This is a genomic window from Allosphingosinicella deserti (assembly GCF_003012735.1).
In the GTDB taxonomy this organism is placed as follows: domain Bacteria; phylum Pseudomonadota; class Alphaproteobacteria; order Sphingomonadales; family Sphingomonadaceae; genus Allosphingosinicella; species Allosphingosinicella deserti.
Window position 1 is genome coordinate 113,462 of sequence record NZ_PXYI01000013.1, and the last position, 21,142, is coordinate 134,603.

Annotated in this window: 23 protein-coding genes and 1 tRNA gene; 11 read left to right on the forward strand and 13 right to left on the reverse strand. The window is 66.1% G+C overall.

From position 1 onward, the window contains the following. Positions 1-6: 6 nt before the first annotated feature. Positions 7-873 carry a trypsin-like peptidase domain-containing protein gene (locus C7I55_RS26105; RefSeq protein WP_106515988.1) on the forward strand — a complete coding sequence of 289 codons (867 nt, stop codon included), beginning with the start codon at positions 7-9 and terminating at the stop codon, positions 871-873. 202 nt (positions 874-1,075) lie between these two features. Here the strand turns inward: C7I55_RS26105 and C7I55_RS26110 are convergent, their stop codons facing one another. Continuing rightward, complete coding sequence (locus tag C7I55_RS26110; protein WP_233222423.1) at positions 1,076-2,176, reverse strand: S66 peptidase family protein; 1,101 nt, start codon at positions 2,174-2,176, stop codon at positions 1,076-1,078. Positions 2,177-2,412: 236 nt separating this feature from the next. Here C7I55_RS26110 and C7I55_RS26115 point away from each other — a divergent pair, with 236 nt between their 5' ends. From C7I55_RS26115 to C7I55_RS26125, 3 genes are read left to right on the forward strand one after another with little or no spacing between them, the layout of a single operon-like run. Next, positions 2,413-4,788, forward strand: coding sequence for a TonB-dependent receptor (locus tag C7I55_RS26115; RefSeq protein ID WP_106515990.1), 2,376 nt, complete (start codon positions 2,413-2,415; stop codon positions 4,786-4,788). Positions 4,789-4,814: 26 nt separating this feature from the next. Further along, complete coding sequence (locus tag C7I55_RS26120) at positions 4,815-5,897, forward strand: esterase-like activity of phytase family protein (RefSeq protein ID WP_106515991.1); 1,083 nt, start codon at positions 4,815-4,817, stop codon at positions 5,895-5,897. A 54-nt stretch (positions 5,898-5,951) separates the two neighbouring features. Continuing rightward, entirely contained in the window at positions 5,952-6,956 is a 1,005-nt protein-coding gene (locus C7I55_RS26125) for a LacI family DNA-binding transcriptional regulator (protein WP_106515992.1), read from the forward strand. A gap of 79 nt (positions 6,957-7,035) precedes the next feature. Here the strand turns inward: C7I55_RS26125 and rplA are convergent, their stop codons facing one another. The 6 genes from rplA to C7I55_RS26155 form a co-directional block, all read right to left on the reverse strand. Next, the gene (gene rplA, locus C7I55_RS26130) at positions 7,036-7,734 is read right to left on the reverse strand and encodes a 50S ribosomal protein L1 (protein WP_106515993.1); all 699 of its coding nucleotides are present in this window, start codon (positions 7,732-7,734) and stop codon (positions 7,036-7,038) included. Between the two features lie 4 nt (positions 7,735-7,738). Next, entirely contained in the window at positions 7,739-8,170 is a 432-nt protein-coding gene (rplK, locus tag C7I55_RS26135) for a 50S ribosomal protein L11 (RefSeq protein ID WP_106515994.1), read from the reverse strand. A gap of 269 nt (positions 8,171-8,439) precedes the next feature. After that, positions 8,440-8,979: a transcription termination/antitermination protein NusG gene (nusG, locus tag C7I55_RS26140; protein WP_106515995.1), complete on the reverse strand. Its 540-nt coding sequence runs from the start codon at positions 8,977-8,979 to the stop codon at positions 8,440-8,442. Positions 8,980-8,988: 9 nt separating this feature from the next. Next, positions 8,989-9,186 carry a preprotein translocase subunit SecE gene (gene secE, locus C7I55_RS26145; protein ID WP_106515996.1) on the reverse strand — a complete coding sequence of 66 codons (198 nt, stop codon included), beginning with the start codon at positions 9,184-9,186 and terminating at the stop codon, positions 8,989-8,991. Positions 9,187-9,311: 125 nt separating this feature from the next. Continuing rightward, positions 9,312-9,387: transfer RNA gene (locus C7I55_RS26150), tRNA-Trp, on the reverse strand. Between the two features lie 250 nt (positions 9,388-9,637). Then, positions 9,638-11,401 carry a fatty acyl-AMP ligase gene (locus C7I55_RS26155; RefSeq protein WP_106515997.1) on the reverse strand — a complete coding sequence of 588 codons (1,764 nt, stop codon included), beginning with the start codon at positions 11,399-11,401 and terminating at the stop codon, positions 9,638-9,640. Positions 11,402-11,576: 175 nt separating this feature from the next. Here C7I55_RS26155 and C7I55_RS26160 point away from each other — a divergent pair, with 175 nt between their 5' ends. From C7I55_RS26160 to C7I55_RS26180, 5 genes are all read left to right on the forward strand, one after another. Then, a complete protein-coding gene (locus tag C7I55_RS26160) occupies positions 11,577-12,116 on the forward strand; it encodes a regulatory protein RecX (RefSeq protein ID WP_233222424.1) in 540 nt (179 codons plus the stop codon). Positions 12,117-12,195: 79 nt separating this feature from the next. Further along, entirely contained in the window at positions 12,196-12,792 is a 597-nt protein-coding gene (locus tag C7I55_RS26165) for a cold-shock protein (protein ID WP_408640639.1), read from the forward strand. Next, positions 12,789-13,328 carry a DUF192 domain-containing protein gene (locus tag C7I55_RS26170; protein ID WP_106515999.1) on the forward strand — a complete coding sequence of 180 codons (540 nt, stop codon included), beginning with the start codon at positions 12,789-12,791 and terminating at the stop codon, positions 13,326-13,328. Before C7I55_RS26165 ends, C7I55_RS26170 begins: the two co-directional genes overlap by 4 nt. Positions 13,329-13,422: 94 nt before the next feature. Then, positions 13,423-13,809 (forward strand): NADH:ubiquinone oxidoreductase subunit NDUFA12, encoded by a 387-nt coding sequence (locus C7I55_RS26175; protein WP_106516000.1) that lies wholly within the window; start codon positions 13,423-13,425, stop codon positions 13,807-13,809. Beyond that, the gene (locus C7I55_RS26180; protein ID WP_106516001.1) at positions 13,806-14,459 is read left to right on the forward strand and encodes a DUF2155 domain-containing protein; all 654 of its coding nucleotides are present in this window, start codon (positions 13,806-13,808) and stop codon (positions 14,457-14,459) included. The genes C7I55_RS26175 and C7I55_RS26180 overlap by 4 nt, the downstream gene beginning before the upstream one ends. 3 nt (positions 14,460-14,462) lie before the next feature. Here the strand turns inward: C7I55_RS26180 and C7I55_RS26185 are convergent, their stop codons facing one another. From C7I55_RS26185 to arsC, 4 genes are all read right to left on the reverse strand, one after another. Next, positions 14,463-14,801 carry a hypothetical protein gene (locus C7I55_RS26185; RefSeq protein ID WP_106516002.1) on the reverse strand — a complete coding sequence of 113 codons (339 nt, stop codon included), beginning with the start codon at positions 14,799-14,801 and terminating at the stop codon, positions 14,463-14,465. Positions 14,802-14,893: 92 nt separating this feature from the next. Further along, positions 14,894-15,583: a leucyl/phenylalanyl-tRNA--protein transferase gene (gene aat / locus C7I55_RS26190; RefSeq protein ID WP_106516003.1), complete on the reverse strand. Its 690-nt coding sequence runs from the start codon at positions 15,581-15,583 to the stop codon at positions 14,894-14,896. 32 nt (positions 15,584-15,615) lie between these two features. Beyond that, entirely contained in the window at positions 15,616-16,362 is a 747-nt protein-coding gene (locus C7I55_RS26195; RefSeq protein ID WP_106516004.1) for a ParA family protein, read from the reverse strand. A 191-nt stretch (positions 16,363-16,553) separates the two neighbouring features. Then, on the reverse strand, positions 16,554-16,901 hold the full coding sequence (gene arsC / locus C7I55_RS26200; RefSeq protein ID WP_106516005.1) for an arsenate reductase (glutaredoxin): 348 nt from the start codon (positions 16,899-16,901) through the stop codon (positions 16,554-16,556). A gap of 21 nt (positions 16,902-16,922) precedes the next feature. On the opposite strand from arsC, the gene C7I55_RS27895 reads away from it, so the two are divergent. Then, positions 16,923-17,129 carry a hypothetical protein gene (locus tag C7I55_RS27895; protein WP_146151152.1) on the forward strand — a complete coding sequence of 69 codons (207 nt, stop codon included), beginning with the start codon at positions 16,923-16,925 and terminating at the stop codon, positions 17,127-17,129. A 211-nt stretch (positions 17,130-17,340) separates the two neighbouring features. Here C7I55_RS27895 and C7I55_RS26205 read toward each other — a convergent pair whose 3' ends face one another. Both C7I55_RS26205 and C7I55_RS26210 read right to left on the reverse strand, forming a co-directional pair. Then, positions 17,341-19,683, reverse strand: coding sequence for an EAL domain-containing protein (locus C7I55_RS26205; protein ID WP_106516006.1), 2,343 nt, complete (start codon positions 19,681-19,683; stop codon positions 17,341-17,343). A gap of 144 nt (positions 19,684-19,827) precedes the next feature. Continuing rightward, positions 19,828-20,421: a DUF4145 domain-containing protein gene (locus C7I55_RS26210; RefSeq protein ID WP_106516007.1), complete on the reverse strand. Its 594-nt coding sequence runs from the start codon at positions 20,419-20,421 to the stop codon at positions 19,828-19,830. Between the two features lie 364 nt (positions 20,422-20,785). Between C7I55_RS26210 and C7I55_RS26215 the strand changes: the two genes are divergently transcribed. Next, positions 20,786-21,115 (forward strand): hypothetical protein, encoded by a 330-nt coding sequence (locus C7I55_RS26215; protein ID WP_106516008.1) that lies wholly within the window; start codon positions 20,786-20,788, stop codon positions 21,113-21,115. Positions 21,116-21,142: the final 27 nt, after the last annotated feature.

Sequence of the window (21,142 nt, forward strand, 5' to 3'; positions counted from 1 at the left end):
ACGAGGATGATTGAACCGATCCATGAACGTCGAAGCGCGGGACGGGGAGGATTGTTCCTGCCGATCGTGCTCGGGCTGGCGCTGGCCGGCGGCGCCGGCGGCCTGGCCGCCCATCTTTACGAGGCTGGAGGGCGCGCGAGTGCGGACGCCTCCGCTGCGGTCGGGCAGGGGGACGGCACGGTTCCCGTCGATGCGGTGCCGCTCAACCGGCTGAGCCTGTCGCCGCTGGTCGCGCGGACGGCGCCGGCGGTGGTCAACATCGCCGTGCTGCAGCCCTCGCCCGCCTCCCAAAATCCGTTGCTGCGCGATCCCTTCTTCCGCCGCTATTTCGGGGTGCCGGACAGCGCGCTGGAGCCGGCGATCTCGGCCGGATCGGGGGTGATCGTCGATGCCGAACGCGGCCTCGTCGTCACCAACTTTCACGTCGTCCAAAATGCCAGCGCGGTCGAGATCGGCCTGCACGACGGCCGCCAGCTGCGCGCCCGCCTCGTCGGCGCGGCGCCCCAGCTCGATCTCGCAATCCTGTCGATCAGCGGCCGTGACCTGCCGGCGCTGCCGCTCGGCAATTCGGGCGCGCTCAATGTCGGCGACTATGTCGTCGCGATCGGCAATCCGTTCGGCCTCGGGCAGACCGTCACCGCCGGCATCGTCAGCGCCACCGAGCGGGGCCTCGGCGAGGAGGATCCGCGTCGCTTCATCCAGACCGACGCGCCGATCAATCCGGGCAATTCGGGCGGTCCGCTGATCAACATGAAGGGCGAGGTGATCGGCATCAACTCGGCGCTGATCAGCCCCAATCAGGGCAATGTCGGGATCGGGTTCGCAATTCCGTCGAACGTGGTGCGGCAGGTCGTGGCGCAGGCGGAGCGCTGAGGGCAGAAATCGATGCTCATTCCTCCGCCGAAACCGCCCAGCCCCCTAAGGGCGGTTGAGGCAGCGCTTCGCGGCTTTGCGCGCCTTCGTGGCGTCGTCTGGAATCGCGGAGCCACTGCGCCGCATCGAGAGCGAAGATGAGCCGAAGACGCGCGCATATGCCGACGAGGTTTTTGCCCTCTAAGCGCAACCCGCCGAGACCTTACGCCACGACTGGCTCCAGAATCCGGATCGTGCCGGCGGCGGCGTCGATCTCGGCGCGGGCGCCCATCGGGAGGCAGAGCTGGTTTGCGACGTGGCCGATATTGGCGCCGTAGAAGGCGGGAACGCCGAGCGGGCCGAAATGGTGGTGGAGCAATTGCGGCACGGTGAAGCCGCTATAGCCGGTCGCGCTGCCGGTGCAGCGGGTACACTGGCCGAAGACGATCCCGGCCACCTTGCCGAGGATGCCGGCATGGCCAAGCTGGGTGAGCATCCGATCGATCCGATATTCGGCCTCGCCCGTCTCCTCCAGCACCAGGATCGCGCCGGTGAAGTCGGGCATCCAGGATGAGCCGATCAAAGCGGCGAGCACGGCGAGGTTGCCGCCGATCAGCCTGCCTTGGGCGATGCCGGGGCGGATCGCCATCGTGCGCCAGCGCGGATCGACCGGCGCTGCGACCGGCGCCTGAATCGTTGCGGGCGCCGCAACGGGACCAGGATAGGGGCCCGGTCCGGCGGCCTCCGGATTGGCGCCGGCGGGCAGTGGTGCGGGCAGGATCACGGGCGAAGGATTGCGGAACAGCGGCGTGTCGCCGGCGAAGGCGAGGCTGGTGAAGCTGCCGGTGCTGATCGGCTGCCAGCCATTTCCGGCATTGGGGCCGTGGATGGTGGCGAAGCCGGCCTTGGCGGCGAAGGCGAGGTGCAAAGCGGTGATGTCGCTGAAGCCGATCAGCAGCTTGGGATTGGCGGCGATCGTCGTCCAGTCGAGGAACGGCAGGATGCGCGCCGAACCCCAGCCGCCATGCACCGCGAACACGGCGCGCACCGCCGGATCGGCATACATGCGGTTGAGATCGTCGGCGCGGTTGCGGTCGCTGCCGGCGAGATAGCCGTAGCGCGCGGTGACGTGAGGGCCGACCTTCGGCACCAGCCCCAAGGCGGTCATATTGGCCTTGATCGCGTCGAGCTCCGCGCCGCCGTCGCTGAACATGGCCGGCGCAACCAGCCCGACGACATCGCCGGGCCGCAGCCGCGGCGGCTTGCCTGGCTTCGCGCCCGGCGCTGCGCCCGCTTGTGCGGCACCGACGGTGGGCAGGGCCATGAAGGCACCCATGGCTGCGACAAGGTTCCGGCGGCTCAGCATCGCGCCCCTGTAGCCCGCCGAGGCTTCGTCACCAATGCTCCTCTGCTGTCGGTGCCCGTCTTAGTGCAATCGCGCGCAGGAGAAGGCGCGATCTACCGCCATCATACCGCCAATGCAGCGCTAGTGAAACGTTTCACTAAACCGTCATGACATCCCGCCATAGAGCGGATCACAATCGGCAAGCGGGGTGAGTGATGAAGAACTTCAAGCGTGCGAAAACGACTTTCTGCGCAGCGTCCGGCTGGGCCGCTTTGGCCGGCGCATTGCTGGCTGACCCGGCGCAGGGACAGGCGCAGATGGCGGCGGGCGAAGACGAAGCAAGCGAAATCGTCGTCACCGGGGAGCGGATCGGCCAAGGGCAGAGCCGGGCGGTCGCCATTCTCGGCAAGGCGGATATCGCGACCCGTCCGCTCGGCGCCGACATCACCCAGAGCCTCAACAAAATCGCCGGCCTGCAAGTCACCACCGGCGATGCGCGGGGCGGCAGCTTCTCGTTCGAGTTCGCGATGCGCGGCCTCAACAAGGAGCAGGTCGGCTTCACCATCGACGGCATCCCCACCGGCGATGCCCGCTTCAACGGCGGATCGCCGCCGCAGCGTTTCATTGAGCCGAGCAACATCAGACGGATCACCGTGTCCCAGAGCGCGGGCGACCTCGGCGCGCCGTCGCGCTTCGCCCTTGGCGGCTTCGTCGATTTCGCGACCGACGATCCCTCGGCGCGGCGAAGCGCCGCAATCGAGGCGGGCTACGGGTCCGGCGATTTCTGGCGCAGCTATTTCCGCATCGACAGCGGCGAGATCGCAGCCGGCCTCAGGGCCTATGCCAGCTTCTCCACCCAGGCGAACGACATCTGGGCGGGCCCCGACAACCGCCATTCCAAGCGTGACCATGCCGAGCTCAAGATCGTGCAGGATTTTGCCGACGGCTCGTTCCTGAAGGCGCGGGTGAGCTGGAACGACCAGCAGGACAATGACTTCAACATCGTCACATTGAGCGAGTTCCTGGCCGACGGTCGATCCGATCGGGCCAGCGATGCCGTGACCGGCATTCCTGCGCGCGACGTGGATTTCGGCGGCGCGCTCGGCGGCACGCGCAAGGATCTGCTTGCCTATGTGAATGCCGGCCTGCAGCTTGGCGACCGCGCCTTGCTGACGATCAACCCTTATTATCAGATGCTGCGCGGGGAATCGCTGCGTTACCAGGATCGGTCCCGCCTGCTCAGCGGCGGCGACCCGTATGCCGTCACCGCCTACAATGCTCTGGGCGGTGCGGTACGGCCCGCCCTGACCACGTTGCGCAACAGCAATGTCCTCGGAGGCCCGGCGGACATGCGGGTCACGCCGCGCAACCGCGATCGCTACGGCGCGACCGCCGAGTTCAGGCTGGAGGACGCATTCGCAGGCCATGATCTCCGCATCGGCGGCTGGTGGGAAGGCGGCACGTCCGACGAAGAGCGCCGTTTCTACCGCATCACCAACCCTGCCGCGGGCATCGCCTTCGACCGCAGCCGCCCCGGCTATGTCGAATATGAAAGATCGACCCGCATCGAGACGTCGATGCTCTACGCCCGGGATTCAATCGACGTCGTGCCCGGCCTCCTGCACCTCGACGCCGGGCTCACCTGGCTGAGCGTCCGCTACGAGGCGCGCTCGCCGCTGGAATATGCATCGAAGCTCGATTTCTCGCAGGATTCCGGCATCAATCCCAAGGTCGGCTTCACGCTCACGCCGCTGCCGGCGGTCGAAATATTCGGCGGCTATGCGCGCAACTTCGCAGGCATCCCGGAAGATGCCTTCCTGGGTTCGACCGCAGTGATCAATCCGGGCACGCTCGATCCGATCCGGTCCGAGAATTTCGATCTCGGCCTCCGCTACGTGGCGGGGCGCCTTGCCCTTTCCGTTCAGGCCTATTCGGCCGACCTCAAGAACAATGTCGGCATCGTCCCGAACGACCCGACTGTCACCGATCCCGACGAGATCGTGCGCGGCAATGTCGCGACCCGCGCCGCGAACATCGCCGGTCAGCGGACCCGCGGCATCGAGCTCACCGCGCTGGGTGACGTCGGCGTGGCGGATTTCTATGCCAGCTACGCCTACCAGGATGCGCGGCACGACGGCTTGCCGGCAGGATCGCCCGAGCGCGCGGCGCTGGCCTCGGTCGGCGTGATCGCGGGCGCGCGGGTGCGCAACATTCCGCGCCACAGCGCCTATGCCGAGATCGGTCTGAAGCCGGTCGACGGCGCGCGCCTGCACGCCAATCTGCGCTATGTCGGCAAGCGCGTCGGCGGGCATATCATTGCCCCCGTCAGCTTTGCCGAAGTGGGCGTGGAGGAGATACCCGGCTATGTCGTGCTGAACGCGGGCGCGGCCTACACGGTGCGCGCGGCAGGCCCGTTTTCCGGCCTAACCCTGCAGTTCAACGTCGATAACCTTCTCGACAAGGCCTATATCGGATCGGTCAGCAGCTCGACCGCGACCCAACCCGAATTCGGGCTGCCAGGCCGGACGCTCGACCGCTATTTTCTCGGTGCCCCGCGCACCTACACGCTGTCGGCACGGGCGAGCTTCTGATCGTGCGAAGGCAGGGGCGGGGGCTGATGCGCGCAGGCATTTGGCTTGCTGCCTTGCTCACCATCGCGGCCACGAGACCTGCCGACGATGTCCGGGTCGAAGCGCTGTGGGAGTCGACCGAAGGGGAGGTGCCGGCGGGCTTCGGCGGCATCTCCGCCATCGATCGCGATCCCCGCAGCGGCGAATGGCTGCTGCTCAGCGACGACCGTTCCGAGCATGCGCCTGCCCGCGTCTACCGCGTCCGCCTCGGGCAGGGCAGGGGTGGGGAGATCACCATCACGAGGGTGCGCAGGGTTACCCTGCGTGATCGCAACGGTGCGCCGTTCGCTCGGCCGGGTGGGGGTGAAGGCATCGATCCGGAGGCGATCCGCTTCGCCCCGAACAGCAGCGCCTTCATGCTGGCGAGCGAGGGCGATGCACGCAGCGGCATCGGCCCCGTCATCCGCGATATGGACGCGGAGGGGCGGGAGCGCGGGCAGATCGCCCTGCCGGCCAGATTGCGGCGTGCTCCGTCCCGGCAGAACGGCCCGCGCGACAATCTGTCCATCGAAGGCCTGGCAATCGCTCCAGACGGGGCGCTGTGGCTGTCGATGGAGGCGCCGCTGATCGAGGATGGCGCGGTGGCGGGCATCGCACGCCCGGCGCTGGTGCGCTTCACACGGACGGAGAGCGGCCGGCGCGCGCGGCAATACGCCTACCAGCTCGATGCCATTCCGCGGGCGCCCGCCGGCCGCCTCGCCGACAATGGCGTGAGCGAAATCCTTGCCGTCGACGCGCATCGCCTGCTCGTTCTCGAACGGTCCGGCGCGCAGCGGGAGGACGGCGGCTTCGACTTCCACTGCCGCCTCTATCTCGCGGACTTCGGCGCCGCGGAGGATGTCGCCGCGGTGCCAAGCCTTGCCGGCGCGAAGGTCCGTCTCGCCGGCAAGCGGCTTCTGGCCGATTTCGACCGACTGGGTTTCCCGACCGGCAATCTGGAAGGTATGGCCTGGTGGCCGTCGTCGCGCGGCGGCCGCCGGAGCTTGATCCTGGTGAGCGACAATGGCTTCGAGGCCGGGGAGCCGACCCGGCTGCTCTTGATTTCCTTGCCCGTCGCGTCACTGCGGTGAGCGACGAAATCGGACGACGCGCCACGCTTCGCCCGTTCGACACGAGAGGACTGAATGCCCCGCGATCCCGGTAGCCGGCGTCCGACGCTCAAGGACCTCGCCCGCGAGGCCGGGGTCTCGCTCGCCAGCGCCTCCTACGCCGTCAACGGCAATGGCTCCGTCGGCGAGCAGACCCGCGCCCATATCCTCTCGGCGGCTGAAAGGATCGGCTACCGCGGCAATGTCGCGGCGCGCGTGACCCGCACGGGACGATCGGGCACGCTCGCGCTGGTGGTGCCCGACATGACCAATCCGTTCTTCCCGAGCCTCGCGCAAATGGTGTTCCGCGCGGGGCGCGACGCCGGCTTCGGCATGTTCCTGGTCGATACGGAAGGATCGGAGCCGCTCGAGCAGAAGGCGCTGGCGATGGTCACCGGGCTTGGCGTCGACGGCGTGGTGTGGTTTCCGATCCGCGACAAGGACACGTCCGCAGGGTGCCTCGACCGGATCCCGACGGTGGTGCTCGATCGGACGCTGCCCGGCTATGATCATGTCGGGGTCGATTACCTGGCGGCCGGGCGGATCGCGGCACGCCATCTGATCGACCGGGGGCATCGACGGATCGGCATGATCTCGGGACCTTGCGACGTCGCCAGCATGCGCGATCGCTGCGCGGGCGCGCAGGCGCTGATCGAAGAGGAAGCGGAGCTCGCCTTCCGGGTCGAGAACGCCTTTTCGCTCGATCTCGAGCCGCAGGTGGCGGCCGCGCTGGATGGAGGGGGCGCCACTGCGGTGTTCGCGGCCGCCGACGTGATCGCGCTCGGCGCCATCCGGCACCTGACCCGGGCCGGGAAACGGGTGCCGGAGGATGTATCGGTGCTCGGCTTCGACGACATACCGGGGGCCGACCAGAGTACCCCACCGCTCTCGACGCTGGAGATCCCGGTGGCCGAAATCGGCCAGCACGCCATCGACATTCTCGTCAGGAACGTGGCCGGGGGCGCGGGCGGGGCAACGTCGCTCGTCCAGCTCGACGCGCAGTTGGTCGTCCGCGAGTCCGTGGCAGCGCCGCCGCTTTGATGCCAGGCTGGTGACCACAACGAAAAAGGGCCGAAGCTTGCGCCCCGGCCCTTCTTTCGTTTCGCTGAGCGCGCGGCGTTCAGGCGCCGGCGACCTCGGCGAGGTCGACCTTGAGGCCGGGGCCCATCGACGAGCTCATCGCGACCTTGCGGACATATTTGCCCTTGGCGCCGGTCGGCTTGGAGCGGACGATCGCCTCGACGAAGGCTTCGAAATTGCGGCGCAGGTCGTCGCTCGAGAAGCTGGCCTTGCCGATGCCGGAGTGGATGATGCCGGCCTTTTCGACGCGGAACTCGACCTGACCGCCCTTGGCCGCCTTGACGGCCTCGGTGACGTTCGGGGTGACGGTGCCGAGCTTCGGGTTGGGCATCAGGCCCTTGGGACCGAGCACCTTACCGAGACGGCCGACGATACCCATCATGTCCGGGGTCGCGATCACGCGGTCGAAGTTGATGTTGCCGGCCTGGATCGCTTCCATCAGATCCTCGGCACCGACGACGTCGGCGCCGGCGGCGGTCGCTTCGTCGGCCTTGCCGCCGCGGGCGAAGACGGCGACGCGCACGTCCTTGCCGGTGCCGGCGGGGAGGGTGACGACGCCGCGGACCATCTGATCGGCGTGGCGCGGATCGACGCCGAGGTTCAGCGCGACTTCGATCGTCTCGTCGAACTTGGCGGTGGCGTTGGCCTTCAAGGTCTCGATCGCCTCGACGACGCCGTACAGCTTGTCACGGTCGACGGCCGCTGCGAGGGCCTTCTGCTTCTTGGTCTGCTTGGCCATGATATCAGCCCTCCACCACTTCGAGGCCCATCGCGCGGGCGGAGCCTTCAATGATCTTCGTCGCGGCGTCGAGATCGTTCGCGTTCAGATCCTTCATCTTGGTCTCGGCGATTTCGCGCAGCTGGGCGCGGGTCACGCGGCCGGCCGAAGTCTTGCCCGGCTCCTTGGAGCCCGACTTGAGGCCCGCCGCCTTCTTCAGGAGGAAGGTCGCCGGCGGCGTCTTGGTCTCGAAGCTGAACGAACGATCCGCATAGACGGTGATGATCGTCGGGATGGGCATGCCCTTCTCGAGTTCCGTCGTCGCAGCGTTGAACGTCTTGCAGAATTCCATGATGTTGACGCCGCGCTGACCCAGCGCCGGGCCGATCGGCGGCGACGGATTGGCGGAGCCCGCAGGCACCTGGAGCTTGATATAGCCCGTAATCTTCTTTGCCATGTTTCACTCACTCTGTTGCCGGAAGGCGCTGCCGAAGCGGCGGATCTTCCGTCCAAGTTTAGCGGTATTTGCGGCCCTCCGAGGAAGGCCTCCCGCGCGGATCGGATCGAAGTTGGCCTTCGATCCGCTTTTTCCGGATTGCTCCGGAAATTCTGTGCCCGTCATCCCGGCGGTGGCCGGGATCTCAGGTCGAAAACGCTCGGCCCTTCACCACGAGATCCCAGCTTTCGCTGGGATGGCGGAAGGTCGCCCGATGCCGACGGGCGCCGTTACTTGACCCGTTCGACCTGTTCGAACTCGAGCTCGACCGGGGTGGCGCGGCCGAAGATCGAGACACCGACCTTGACCCGGCCGCGATCGAAATCGAGCTCCTCGACCAGGCCGTTGAAGCTCGCGAACGGGCCATCCAGCACCTTGACGCTGTCGCCGATCTCGTAATCGACGCTGACCTTGGTCTTCGGCGCGGCTGCGGCGGCTTCCTCCTTGGTGTTGAGGATGCGCGCGGCCTCGGCCTCGGAGATCGGCTGCGGCTTGCCGCTGGAGCCAAGGAATCCGGTGACTTTGGGGGTGTTCTTGACGAGGTGGTAGACGTCGTCGTTCATCGACAGCTTGGCGAGCACGTATCCCGGGAAGAACTTGCGGTCGGAGGTGACCTTCTTGCCGCGGCGGACTTCGGTGACCTTCTCCGTCGGGACCTCGACGGCCTCGACGAGCTGCTCGAGCCCGAGCCGCTGGGCTTCCGACAGGATCGATTCGCGGACCTTGTTCTCGAAGCCGGAATAAGCGTGGATGATGTACCAGCGGGACACGTGACTTCCTTAGCTCAGCAGGCCGAGAAGCGCCTGGACGATGGCGCTGAAGGCCGAATCGGTGGCGAAGAAGAAGACGCCGAGAATCGTCGCCATGATCACGACCATGATCCCGGTCGTGATCGTCTCCTTCTGGGTCGGCCAGACGACCTTGCCGGTCTCGGTCTTGACCTGCCGGAGGAATTCGCCGGGATTGACTTTTGCCACCAGTTCAAATCCTCAAAACAACACAAATCAGGCCAAGGATTGATCCGCCGGGCGGACCGTCCTTGACCTTGCTTGACCCCCTGTCCCTTGGTTTCCCTTCAGCCGCCCGACGCCGAAGCGAAGGTTGGCAGGAGTGGAGGGACTCGAACCCACGGCCCTCGGTTTTGGAGACCGATGCTCTACCAGCTGAGCTACACTCCTAGGGAGCCAGGGAGAGCGCGGTCGTTAGCAACAGCATTCCGACCGCGCAAGGCCTATCCGAAAGATGGTGGCGCTGCGTTCGCCCGCAAGAGGGGCAGGCGGTTCGAGGGGGACGGCGGGCGCGGAGCATATCCTCTGGCGGTGTCACCCTCTCCAACGGCGCCCAGGTGCGCCGAAGGGGCGCGCCGAGGCTTCGTATCCTCTCCCATCCAAGGGAGAGGTGGTTTAGGCCGCGATGTCGCCTCCGCCGTCAGGCGGCAATGTCATACGGCTGGATCTCGCCTGACAGATAGAGGTTTCGGGCCTTGGCGCGGCTGAGTTTGCCCGAGCTGGTGCGGGGCAGGGTGCGCGGGGGGACGAGCTCGACGACGCAGTTGATGCCGGTGATCGCGCGGACCCGGTCGCGGATCGCGTCGCGCAGGCGGCTGCGCTCGGCGATGTCCGACGTGCGGCATTGGACCAGCACCGCCGGCGTTTCCTCGCCGCCGGGCGTGGTGATCGAGAAAGCGGCGATGTCGCCGGCCTTGAAGCCGGGGATCTGCTCGACCGCCCATTCGATATCCTGCGGCCAGTGGTTGCGGCCGTTGATGATGATCATGTCCTTGGCGCGGCCGACGATGTAGAGATAACCGTCCGACATGTAGCCCATGTCGCCGGTGTCGAGCCACTTGTCGTCGCTGAGGCACGCCTCGGTCGCCTCGGAATCGCGGAAATAGCCGACCATGACCGATGCGCCCTTGCACCAGACCTTGCCGATCTCGCGATCGGAGAGGGCGCCGCCATTTTCGTCGCGGATCGCGACTTCCATGTCGCGGACCGGCTTGCCGCAATTGACGATCGAGCGGTAGCGCTGCGGCCGGTCGCGCTCGGCACGGCCGCCGCCGGCGAGCAGGGTCTCCTCGACCAGCTCGACGACGATGCCTTCCCCCGGCGGCATGATCGACACGGCCAGCGTCGCCTCGGCGAGGCCATAGCTCGGCGTGAAGCTCTTGGCCCGAAAGCCGGCATCCGCGAACGCATCGACGAACGCCTGCATGACGTCGGGCCGGATCATGTCGGCGCCGTTGCCGGCAACGCGCCAGCGCGACAGATCGAACCGCTCCGAGACCTTGGACTGGCTGCCGATGCGGCGGGCGCAGATGTCGTAGCCGAAGGTCGGCGAGTAACTGAGCGTGGTGCCCTGGTTGCGGCTGATCAGATCGAGCCAGGCGAGCGGGCGTCGGGCGAAATCCTCCGTCTTGAGGTAATCGGTCGAAACCTGGTTGGCGACCGGCGACAGGAAGCAGCCGACCAGGCCCATGTCGTGGTACCAGGGCAGCCAGGAGATGCAGCGATCTGTGTCGCAGACCTCCATGCCGTGGCTGTGTGCGGCCAGATTGTTGAGCAAGGCGGCGTGGGTGATGACGACGCCGTGCGGAAATCGGGTCGAGCCGCTCGAATATTGAAGATAGGCGATGTCTTCGCTCTTCGCCTCGGCAAGCGCCGTTTCCGGGGCCTCGCGGGTCGCGAACTCTTCCCAGACGATCCCCTCCACGCCGACGGCCTGGGCGGCCGCGCCGGCCATCGATGCGAGTTCGGCCGGGTAGAAGAGCGCCTTGGGATCGGAGCTGTTCAGCTGCACGGAGAGCTGATCGATATAGGAATCACGGCCGCCGAACGAGGTCGGCAGCGGCAGCGGCACCGGCCAGGCGCCGGCATAGATGCAGCCGAAGAACAGAGCGGCGAAATCCGGTCCGGTCTCGGCGACCAGCGCGATCCGGTCCTGCGGGCGGACTCCGGCGGCGATCAGGCGGTAGGCGGCGGCGATCGCATCGTCACGCAGCTCGCGGAACGGATAGCTCCGCGCAAGCTGGCCGCGGGGATCGTGGAAATTAAGGCCGCGCCGGCCTTCCGCCGCATAATCGAGCGCCTCACCGAGCGTCCGGAAGTCCGCAAAACGGCGCGGAAGATCGTCCGCGGTAGGGGTCGGGCCCAGGGGCGTAGGGCGAGGGAGCGTGGTGTTGTTGGTCTGCATATTTCTCGATTTCGGCAGGGTCTCGATTCCGGGAGGTACTGGCACTGCGATGTCGTTCCTCTCCAGGGGCTTGGCCCATCCATTGGCCGTCCAAAAGCATGGCCGCACGATACCAACCCCATGAGGAGGCAATGGCCGTTCATAATCGGGACCGACTGTGGCACAAACATGGCGCGTGACCCAGAAGACCCACAAAAAGCCCCGGCCGCCGCTCGTCGAAGCCTCGCTCGAGCGCCTCGCCCTGCATTATGTCGAGCGCTACGCGACGACGCGCGCGAAGCTCGGCGCCTATCTGCTGCGCAAGATCGCAGAACGCGGCTGGGCCGGCGCTGCGGCGGACCCGGTGCCGCCGCTCGTCGAGCGCTTCGCCGCCTTGAACTATGTCGACGACCGCGCCTTCGCTTCCGCGCGAGCCGCTTCGCTGACCCGGCGCGGATATGGCGTGCGGCGGGTCGGTCAGGCGCTGCGCGCCGCCGGAGTGGAGGAGGCCGATGCAGAACCGGCGCGCGAGGAAGCGCGCGAGGGCGCCTGGGAAGCTGCCTTGCGGTTCGCGCAGAAGCGCCGGATCGGCCCCTATGCGGCGCAGCCGCCGTCCGATCGGGCCGCCCGTGAGAAGGGAATTGCCGCAATGCTGCGGGCCGGACACGGTCTCGATCACGCCCGCAGGATCATTAACGCTTGTCCGGGAGAAATCCCGGAATTGGACGGTTACTGAAAAGCTAACGTATACAGTTCACAAGGCGTCGAAAGCCGTGATAGTCCTTGTCAGGGGAAACATGGTGGATCGGCCGAATATGATGTCGCGACGGGAAATGCTGGCCGATGGCTCCGCGCGGCAAGAGGGGGAGGAGGAAGAGGTGCATCCCGAAGAAGAGGGGCTCCTCAAAGTCACCGGGACGATGAAGTGGTTCGACGCGACGCGTGGTTTCGGCTTCCTGGTGTCGGAAGAGGTGCCGGGCGATGTACTCGTCCATTTCAGTGTCTTGAAGGAGCATGAGCGGCGGAGCCTTCCGGAAGGCGCCGTCATCGAATGCCTGGTTGCGCAGCAGGAGCGGGGTCTTCAGGCGCGCAAGGTGCTTTCGATCGATCTCAGTCAGGCGATCATGCCGGAACCGCCGCGTGCTTCGGCCGCGGGCGCGAGAGAGCGCGTCGATCCGGCGAGCCTGCTGGACGAAGCGGGCGACTTCGAGCCGGTTCGGGTGAAATGGTTCAATCGGCTGAAAGGCTATGGCTTCCTTAATCGCGAGGGCCACGAATCGGAGGACATCTTCGTTCACATGGAGACGGTTCGCCGCGGCGGCCTTGCCGATCTCCAGCCGGAGCAATTGCTGAGTGCGCGGATCGCGAGCGGCCGCAAGGGCCCGCTCGCCGTCGAAGTCGAGCCGCGGTGACTCCACCACTTTGGCTCGTCGGGAGCCTGTCCGTGCTCGCGCTTGCCGGGTGCCGAAGCGAACCCGAGCAGAAACTCGCCGCGACCAACGCAACGACGCTGCCCGCCGCCTCGCCGGCGTCCTCACCGCTGGACGGGACGCACCCGGTTTCCGGGCTGCCGGTGGTGCCGCTCGAAATTCGCGCCGGCGGCAAGGTCCACACGTTCACCGTCGAAGTCGCACGCTCGCAGGACGAGCAGGCATACGGGCTGATGAACCGTCAGCAGCTCGCCCCGGCCGAGGGCATGGTGTTTCCGTTCGCGCCCCCGCGCCCGGCCAGCTTCTGGATGAAGAACACGCTGATCCCGCTCGACATGATCTTCGTCCGCGCCGACGGCACGATCGCCCGAATCGCCACCGCCCAGCCGCTGTCGCTCAAGCCGGTCGGAGTCGGCGAGCCGGTGCTTGCGGTGCTGGAAATCGCCGGCGGCCGCGCGGCCGAGCTCGGCATCACCGCCGATGCCCGGGTCAGCTGGCCGGGCGGGCCGCAGCGGTGATCGCCGCGGATGCGTCTTCGCGCGAGGGGTAAGCGTTACGACCGGCGTGGTGCAGGCTTGCGCCTAACCCTCTATCGGCGCTAGGCGGACGGCCATGGGATTCCTGAAGCAGATCTTCACCTGGTGGGATGGCGCGACCATCGGCACGTCGCTGCACGTGCGGCGCAATGGCCGGCAGGTCGGCAGCGACGATCTCGGCAACGTCTATTACGAGGCCAAGAAGGGCGGCCGCCGGTTCGTCCTCTATAACGGTCCCAACGATGCCAGCCGGATCCCGCCGGAATGGTTCAGCTGGCTGCATCACCAGATCGACGGCCTGCCCGACGAGTCGCTGCCGCCGGCGCCGAAATTCCTGCGTGCGCCGACCGGCAACCGAACCGGCACGCCCGACGCCTACAAGCCGTCCGGCGCCCTCGATCGCGGCGGTCAGCGCGCGGCCGCGAGCGGCGACTATGAGGCATGGACGCCGGATCAGGCATGAGCCGCCGGACCTGCCGCGCCGCCGCGCTTGCCGCTTTGGCGGCCCTCGCGGCGTGCGGCGGTGAGGGCAACCAGCAGAAGAAGGCCGGCAAGCAGAACGAGCCAGAGCCGCAGACCGTCGACATTCCGCAGACGGTGACCGCCTTGGCGCCGGGCACCACGCCGATGGCGCAGCGCGTCGCGGTGGTCTCGCTGCTCAACAAGCGCAACGGCAGCGCCCGCGATCTCACCATGAAGCCAGGAGAGGCGCTGCGCGTCGGCGACGTCATCGTTCGCCTGCGGGCCTGCGAGACAACGGCGCCGTGGGAGGTGCAGAAGCTGACCGGCGCGTTCGTGCAGCTCGACGTCCGCAACCCGCAGGGCCAGTTCCAGCGTGCCTTCTCGGGATGGCTCTACAAGGAGACGCCGTCGCTCAACGTCGTCGAGCATCCGATCTACGACGTCACGCCCAAGAGCTGCGCGATGACCCATCCGGAAGCCGGCGAATCGACCGTTCAGGCCGGAGCAGACGGCAACCGCGCCGCGCCGCCCAGAGCCGGAGGGACGCGGCGCCCGAGGGCGGACGCACCGGCGGCGCCGGCCGCTACGGCGCGCGAACCGGCGGCACCGCCGCCGGCAACCGCGCCGGCCGAGGCCGCCGCCCCGCAATAAGGGTCAGACGCTTTCGGCCGAGGCGCTCCGTTCGCGCCGCTTGATCTTGCGGATTTCGGCAAGCTCGCCCCGCAGCACCGCCAGCGCATCCTTCTCGTCGGCATCGAGCCCGTCGAGAGGGATGTGATCCATGAGCACCTGCAGCGCGTCGCCGATCCGACCGATCTGCCGCCCATAGCTGCCGACTTCGTCGAGGATCTTCTGCTCGATGTCCGGCCGGGGAGTCTGACCGAGATTGATGTTGATCAGGCCGAACTGGCCGCCCTGGTTGAAGATGGTCATGGGGTTGATCGCTTGCCACAATTGCTCCGGCGCGAGCGAAATCCGGTAATGGTCGGTCATGGCGGCTCCTTCGCGTCCGGTGCTTGTCGGCAGCACGCCGCATGCCCGGTCCGACGACGATATCATGCGCCGGCCGGCCGCCAAAGCCGGCGCTAAGCCACCAACTCGGCCACCACGGCCCCCGCTGCGGCCGGCGCCGAATGCGCGGCGAGCAGCCGGTCGAGCGCGCCGAAGTCGGGAGTGTCGCCGGGTGCGGGAACACCGGCTCCGTCCGCGCCCCCCGACAATGCCGAGGCCAACAGCGCCAGATACTCCTTCTGGGAAATTTCGATGGCGCCGAGGCTGCGCAGATGTTCGGTCATGAACTGGCAATCGAGCAGGCGGAAGCCGCCCACCTTCAGCCGCGCGACCAGCCAGGCGAGCGCCACTTTCGAGGCGTCGGTGCGGGTCGAGAACATGCTTTCGCCAAAAAAGGCGCCGCCGAGACGGACTCCGTAGAGGCCGCCGACGAGTGCGCCATCCTGCCGGCATTCGATCGAATGGGCGTGGCCGAGCTCGTGGAGGCGGACGAAGCTCCGCTCGATCTCGTCGTTGATCCAGGTCTCGTCGCGCCCGGCGCACAGCCGGATGACCTCGGCAAAGGCGGTGTCCCGGCGCACCTCGAACGCGCCTGCGCGCAGGGTCTTGCGCAGCGAGCGCGAGAGATGGAAGCCGTCGATCGGCAGGATCGCACGCTTGCGCGGCTCGACCCAGAACAGATCGGCCGCATCCCGGCTGTCCGACATCGGGAAGACGCCGATCGAGTAAGCACGCAGCAGCAGGTCGGGATCGATCAGCGCCATCGCGCGGGATTGAAGGGGAGAGTGCGAGTGCGTCAACTGCTTTCGCGCTGAGCGGCCAGGCGCCGTTCGATACCGCGCCACAGGCCGGCAATCGCGACGGATGCGGCCGCGTTGGGCGCGAAGCTGCCGATCGCGGCCCGGTGCACGGCCATCGACTCGATCGCGCTCGCCATCGGGATGACCGGCCAGTCCGGTGCGCTTTCCAGCGCTTCGCGATGCAGGCTCCTGCGGCGATCGACCATGTTGAAGATCGGCAGGATCGCGCCGCGGCGGCCGGTGCTTCGGCCGAGATGCGAGACCACTTCGGCGAGCGCCCGCTGCGACAGCGGCGAGGGGATGACCGGCACCACGATCAGATCGGCTGCGCGCAGCACCTGCTCGCTGGTCTCGGCAAGGCCGGGCGGGCAATCGAGCACGATGCGATCGTACCCGGTCGACAGCGACTCGAGCAATTTCTCGAGCCGCTTCTTCTTGCCGAGCGTGAAGAAGAAGCGATCGAGACCGCGCAGCGACCGATCGGCGGGCAGCAGATCGAGCCGCGGCGTCTCAGTCGCCGCGATCAGCTTGTCGGGCGCGACATCGCGGGCGAACAGGCCCTGCGCCTCGCCGGCGCCGCTCCGCGGCCGGGCGCCGGCGAGAAAGGTGGCGCCGGCCTGCGCATCGAGATCCCACAACAGGGTCCGACGCGACGACAGGGTCGCCGCAGCCCAGGCGAGATTGAGCGCAAGGCTGGTTTTGCCGACCCCGCCTTTCAGACTGTAGACCGCGATCGAGCGCATGTTTCTTACCCCCAAGAGGATCGCTGTAAGACCCTTTTGTGACGCATTGAGGAAAAGGGGTTAGGACTCCGCCTTCAGCGCGTCGATGCGGGTGGGATCTGCAGCCGCTGCCAGAGCCCTCTCTCTCGGGTCGGCGTGCTTGGCTTCGCCCTCGGATGTGACGCAGGCCCCAAGCAAGGATCGGGGGCGGATCAGAGAATCTCGCGAACCTTGTCCTGCGGGCGGCAGAGGCGGACGCCCTTGTCGGTTTCGACCAGCGGACGCTCGATCAGGATCGGATTTCCGACCATCGCGTCGAGGAGCGCATCGTCGCTGACCGCGCCCGACACGAGATCGAGATCCTGCGCCAGGCTCTCTTTGGCGCGCAGCCCTTCGCGCGGGCTGATCCCGGCACGGGCGTAGAGCCGCCGCAGCTCGTCCGTGGACGGCGGCCTCTCGAGATAGTCGATGATGGTGATGTCGGCGCCGCTCTGCTTGAGAATCTCGAGCGTCTTGCGCGACGTGCCGCACCGCGGATTGTGATAGATGGTCGCCTTCATGGGGCTCTCTCTGGACCCGTGATGGCTGTCCGCGCCATTCCAAAAGAAAAAACCCCGGCCGAAGCCGGGGTTCGTTTATCCTATCCAGTCGCCGCCCTGTCTCAAAACCCATTCCCAGAAACCGCGGGTTGGTTGGACCTGCTTGCGCATTGGCATGCCCCTTATCTGCACGGCGTTGCGACTGTCGCGAACGCTGCTGATAACGTTAACTATCACGATTATGGTTAGCAATCGTTAACTACATCCAGACTGGAGGTCGCACGTCGGGGACGTTCCTGGGGCTGGGAGAGCTCCAGCCATCTCGGGAGCGGAGTGCGCATCATGCCACCGGCAAGACGTGCTCGCGCATTCCGGTACCAAGACGAGCCTCGAACTGCGGACGTGATCGTTCAAGCCCAGGCTCGCGCGTCCGTCAGGGCGCCGAGCTCGCAGGATCAGCTCAGGCGCGAACCCGAAAAGTCGAGGCGGCTCGGGCTTTGCCGACACTGCGAAGACCGCGTACCAGCTCCCGAAAGGCGACGGGGCGGCCGATCAGATAGCCCTGGGCCTCGTCGCAGCCCATGAAGGCCAGCGCTTCCAATGTCTGCGCATCCTCGACGCCTTCGGCGACCACCTTCTGACCGAGGGAATGGGCGAGCTGGATCGTCGAATGGACCATCAGCTTGTCGCTGTGATTCTTGTAGACCGCCTGCACGAAGCTGCGGTCGATCTTGATCTCGGTCGCGGGAATGCGCCGGAGATATTCAAGCGTCGAAAGACCAGTGCCGTAATCGTCGATGGCGATCCTGACGCCCATCGATCGAAGTCGATGAAGCGGCTCGAGCGCCCCGACCCCGGTGGCGAGCGCTGCCGTCTCGGTCACTTCGAGGGTCAAAAGCTCGGGTGCGAACGCATAGCGATCGAGCAGGCGGCCGATCATGGTGTCGATCTCGGTTTCGCCCAGCAGCTTGGCCGAAAGATTGACGGACATCCCGAACCCGGGATGCCGGTGGCCGATGAAGGCGCCGGCGCGGACTGCCCGTTCGAGCACGAACGTCGTCAAGTCGATGATGCGTCCGCTTTGTTCGGCGACGGGAATGAACTCGACCGGCGGCACGGCGCCCTTTTCCGGATGCGACCAGCGCACGAGCGCTTCCGCGCCGACGATCGTCCGCGAGGGCAGCTCGAGTTTCGGCTGATACGCGACCCAGAGGTCACCGGATTCGAGCGCAGTGTCGAGCTGGCTCAGCATCGACAGGCGCCACGGCGCCTCCTTGAGCTTGGCGGGATCGAATTTCTTCCACTTCCGACCTTCGGCCAGCGCCTCCTCCGCTGCGACGAGCGCGCTGCCGAGACGATTGGCAATCGATCGATCGTCACTCGCCTCAATGCCGAACGTTACCGACAGGTCAAACAGATCCCCCGCAACCTCGATCGGAGTTCGGAACAGCGCGTGCAGGGCATTCAGATGGTCACCGAGTTTCTCTTCCGGAGCAGGCTCGACGAACCAGGCGAACACGCCTTCCTCGCCATGGTAGAGCTTGGGAATGGGAGACCCCAAGGTCAGCCGCCGAGTGATCTGCAGGGCGAGACTCTTTTCCAGCCGGGCGTCAAGAGCAATGCAGATCTGCGCATAATTGTGGATCCGCGCACAGACCAGGACCTGAGGCTTGAATCCGGCAGTCTGGCGTAGCGCGCTAAGGTTCGGCAGACCGGAAATCGCGTTCACCGTGCCTTTCTGCCGCTGTGCCTCCTTCCAACTCTGCAGGCTGAGCCAAATCGAGATGATCGTCAGGACGAACAGGCCCGGCACGCTGTCGGCGCGGATCGAAGCGGTTTCGAGCGCCAATGGACAGGCGATCAGGATGGCAAAGCCGGTTGCGGCGATCGCCGCCGCGACTCTGGGCTTCCGCGCGAAGACCCCGAACCCGGCGAGCAACAGCGACAGCAGAAATCCCGGGATCCATCCAAGGTCGACAGGGCGCGCCTTTCGAAGCGTCTCGACCCCAGCAATCTGGACATAGGCAGATGGAGCATAGCCCATTCCCGGCACGAACAATCGGCTGCTCGCGTCCGAGGCGGTGTTCGCGACGATAACGTCGCGGCCACGAATGGCGGTGGCCGGACTTGCCCCGGCGAGGATGTCCTTCGCGCTGATCACCGGCACGGAAAAGAGATCGACCGAATAATCGATCGGAAATGATGTCCCGGTTTCGCCGGGCATTCGTGCCAGCTTGGCCGCGATGCCGGGAACGGACTGTCCTTCCATTTCGACGGCATAAGGCAGCTCCCAGGCGATGCCGGCGTAATTGTACCTGAAACTGATATTCGCCTGCCGGTCCCTCGGTTGGAACGCGGTGTCGGTGAAGAAAAGGACGCGCTCGTCCGTCTGCTTGTCGACCTTGAAGCGGTTGCCGAGAGTGATGTGGTCGCCGTGCCGGGCCATGGTCGCGGCGAGCGCCCTGTCCGCCTCAGCCTCTCCGGACAGCGGCACATTCTCCAGGATCGAGATGCTGCGCGGCCGCTGCCTCGCCAAAGCTTCGATCAGTGCGGCGAAGTTGCCGGCGTTCCAAGGCCAGCGAGCAACGCTTCGCAGCGAGGGGTCGTCGATCCCGACGAGTACCACTTGGCCGCTCGCCTGGTGGTTCCTGATTTTGTTGCGCAGTTGGTCGAGGACTTTCTCGAGCGGGTCGCCGAACTCGATACCGCCGAAGATCAGGGCAGCAAGCGTGGTCCAGAGGAGGACCTTCGTCCGCCCGTCCCTGAGCTGCTCGCGCAGCTTGCGGAAATGCCTGATCCCCATGGGCACCGCGATGCCCGAAAAAGGTTAGCAAAAAGGTACCGATGGCTGCCGCGCCGGCAGGATCGGGGGTAAGCGCCCCATCAGTGCTGCTGTCAGACTGTGTGTAGCGGGACAAGACAGATTGTAGCACCCCATCTTGTGTCCTCACCGATCTACGTCGAGCACCACCTTCGTAAGGCGCTCGGCCTTTTCGTCACCAAACATCGTCAGGTGCAAGGTGAATTCGAAGCAGCACTCGATGAAGGTCTCGCGCGCATCGTTGCGACGGTTCGAAGCGCTCAACTCGGGCCAACGATGATGCAGATCGATCAGCTCACATGCAGCACTTATTTCGGGCGTCTCGAACGTCAGCGCTAGCCGGCTATGCGCAAAGGCGTTCCTGACGCTTCGGACCGCATTGAGGTCTCCTTTGGCCCTTTCCCCGATGATCCCGAGCGCGCGTGCTAATGTGATTTTGCTGGAGAGGCTTCCGAGCGGCGCTCCGGAATCCGAGAATAGTTGTCGCTCTAGCTCGTTCGTAACCCCGGGGAAACGTGTGAGCAGGGCCACCTCAAGAGCCTGCTCTAGGACGCTAGCGCATACGAGTGCGATCTCTCGATCTCTCCCCGGGTCTCTCGGCTCGGCAGAGAGGTTGAACAAGGGAAATGTCCAAAGTTCAAAGCTGCTTTTGGCATCAGGTCGCGCGCCTGTAAGGCTGCGGAGCTTCTTGAACACGGTTTGGCGCTTCGGCTGGTTCATGCGATCGGCTTATCGATCATTCGTGCAGACGTCATCCGCAGCCTTGTTCACCCCTCTTAGAGGCACTTGAGCCGTTCTAAAGAACGTCCTTATACCTCATCTCGTCGGTCCTGGTCACCCGCAACGGACGCCGGGCCTCGATATCGAGTGATCGCTCTCCCGCTGCGGGTACCGCGAGGCCCGTGGCGTGCCGAGAGATTGGACGCGGTCGCGGATGCAGTTACGGCAGGACTTGCGACCTCGATCGGGATAACCCGTCACGGGTTTGATGGCATCCCTTGGGTCAAATCGAGAAAGCCGAGGTGAGCGAGGCACTCGTAGACCGAAGAGAAAGTGTGTAAATCGACGCGGGGAAAGGATTGCCATGATCAAGCTACTTCTCATTGCCAACGCAGCAGCTGCTGCCAGTCCTTACGATCCAGTTTCGGTTGAACGGGCACGGGCTCAGGTTCAGCAGCTCACTGACACCTGCGCCGCTAAGTTGAGGGAAACGGTTGAGAGCGGCGACTACACGATCATCCAGACCTACACCGCGCAGCTCCATCCAGTGCGCGATCGGCAAGAGCTGCTGGCCTGCGATTCATACGCTCGCGGTGCCTTTGATGTTTACAGCGGTCGATTGCCGAAGAAGGTGGGCGAGAAAGCCGATCCTGATCCAACGATACCGGACCCATTTAGCCCAGCGAAGAAGTAGCTTGCACCCTAGCTGTGCTTCGCGAGG